The following is a 1,734-nucleotide window of genomic DNA, read 5'->3' as shown; positions in this document are numbered from 1 at the left end:
AAGCGCAGCCTTGGCCTTTTCAAGATCGGCTTTCAGGATGCCCGTCTGCTGCCGTGCCGCTTGCAGGCCGGCGCGGTTCTTGTCCCGGCTGGCCAGCCGAATGGCCAACTGCGCTTCGGCCTGTTGTTGTGCCTGGATCGAACCTGATCCATCGGAGGCCAGGTTCCGGTAGCGTTTCTGGTTGGCCTCTGCCAATTTGAGTTCTGCATCGTCCACCGCAACGGCCGCCTGCGCCTGGCGGATCGCGGTTTCCTGCTGCGCCACACGCGCGGAAAGTCCCTCGACACTGGCCTGGGCAGCGGCGACCTGTGCCTTTGCCGCATCCACCGCAACGATGAAATCCCGGTCGTCAATGGCGGCGAGCAGATCACCAGCCTTCACTGGCTGGTTTTCTTCTACCAACACCTTTCCGATCACGCCGGACACCTGCGGCGCGACGAGGGTGAAATCGGCTTGGACGTAGGCATCGTCCGTAGATTGGGTCGATGCGCTGGACTCGGGACGATTCAGATAAATGACACAGCCCACTGCGACTGCGAGCAGCAGCACGGCACTGGTAATCTTGGCTTTCTTCGGCATGGCCATGGTGAAACTATCCTTGGGGCAAAGGTTGGGATTGGGGAGCGCCGGCCTGCAAGTCGGGGGCGGGAACGTAGGTCAGCCGCAATACGAAGGGGACCATCACCAGCGCCAGAACGCCGAGTACGCGATAGGCATCCGCGACTGACAGCACCAGCGCCTGCTGGCCGATGATTCCCATCAGTTGAGCGGGCTCCGGAACAAGCGGGACGGAGTTGCCTACCAATGCGGCGTGGTCCAGCAGCATTTCTGCGTGGAACCGCTGTCTCACGGTCACGAGTTGGCCCACCACCGCGCCCCCAAGTACCGACCCCAGGGCGCGCAGCGTGTTGATATTCCCCGACACATACGGGCCTTCACTGGGGTGTACGACGCTGGTACACAGGAACAGCGTCGAGACGACAGCCATGGGCTGGCCAAAGGCTTGGAGTGCCTGCGTCATCAAGAACTGGTCGCGGTTCCAGTCGGAGGTCAGTTGCGCGCCGGAGAAACACGCCAAGGCGATCAGCAGCAGGCCGCCCGCGAACACGAATCGGGCATCGACCCATTTCCGGTACAGGAAAAGCGCCACCACGGAACCCAGGACCAGTTGAGGCAGTGCGACGATCAGACCGATCGGCGCCATCTGAAGCGGTCGGTAGCTTTGGAGCGGCCCGAGAAAGGTCATCGGCAGCATCACGCAGGAGGTCAGCACGACCAGAAGGCAGACGAACAAGGTGAAGCCCAACGCCAGGTTGCGGCGACTGAGCATCTGCAATTTGATGAACGGCGACGGGTGATACCACTCCGTCAGCAGATAGGCCACCAGCAGCGTCAGCCCGGCCACCAGCGAGACGACGATGAGGGGGGAGTTGAACCAGTCCAGCCGCACGCCCTGATCCAGGGCGACGGCTATCAGGGCAAATGCCGGCGCGCCGAAAGCCATGCCCGGCCAGTTGGCTTGCGAAAAGCGGTCTGTCTGGATCGGGTCATTCGGCAGGCCCCAGCCGATCAACAAGGCGGCAACGGCCGCGAGCGGAAGAATCTGCCAGTACACCCAGCGCCAATCGAACAGGCCATCCGTCCATTGCCCCGCCAGCCAGATCGAGAGGTTGGGCGCGAAGGTGGCTGTCAGCGCATACAGCGCCAGTCCGTGCAGCCGTATGTGGGGCGGCA

General features: G+C 62.7%; 2 protein-coding genes. Both read right to left on the bottom strand.

The genetic code is table 11. From position 1 onward, the window contains the following. The coding region (locus tag APY03_RS38440) for an HlyD family secretion protein (RefSeq protein ID WP_157103526.1) at positions 1-585 on the bottom strand (585 nt) is incomplete at its 3' end. A gap of 7 nt (positions 586-592) precedes the next feature. After that, a partial coding sequence (locus APY03_RS38435) for an MFS transporter (RefSeq protein WP_068685903.1) occupies positions 593-1,734 on the bottom strand: 1,142 nt, incomplete at its 5' end.

The organism is Variovorax sp. WDL1 (assembly GCF_001541225.1).
Lineage (GTDB): Bacteria > Pseudomonadota > Gammaproteobacteria > Burkholderiales > Burkholderiaceae_C > Variovorax.
Note: the sequence above shows the minus strand (reverse complement) of the source record. Positions and strands in the feature narration are given on the sequence as shown.